Annotated in this window: 1 protein-coding gene; it reads left to right on the top strand. The window is 50.0% G+C overall.

Annotated elements, in window-relative coordinates; translation table 11 throughout:
* Positions 1–504: Na+/H+ antiporter NhaC family protein (locus ACWHAR_RS32555; protein WP_452089110.1), on the top strand; the 504-nt coding region annotated here is incomplete at both ends.

Raw genomic sequence — 504 nt, 5'->3', positions numbered from 1 at the left:
ACTCGGCGTCCAGCTTTACTTATCTCAGACTTTGGGAGTAGAAGGAATGATTATGGGGGCGCTCGCTGGTCTGATTGTTCTGTTTGTCAGCGGTGTGATGAAGCGTGATGAAGCGGACTCACTGATTACTGATGGAATGGTTTTAATGGCCTTTATCGGCTTTGTCATGCTTGTTGCAGCCGGGTTTTCAAACGTATTGACGAAAACCGGAGATGTCGAGTCACTGGTCAAAACGTCAGCCGGTTTTATCGGACACAGTCAGTCCTTGGGCGCATTGCTGATGCTCATTGTTGGCTTATTAATTACAATGGGGATCGGATCTTCTTTTGCGACGATTCCTGTTATCACAACCATTTTCGTGCCTCTATGCATGCAGCTTGGATTCAGCCCGATGGCAACGATTGCGATTATCGGAGCTGCTGCTGCGCTTGGCGATGCCGGTTCACCTGCCAGTGACAGTACGCTTGGACCGACTTCAGGTTTGAGTGCGGACGGCCAGCATCA

It is taken from the genome of Bacillus sp. LR--39, assembly GCF_053613335.1.
The sequence above is the reverse complement of the archived record's forward strand: the minus strand, read 5'-3'. Positions and strand labels throughout refer to the sequence as shown.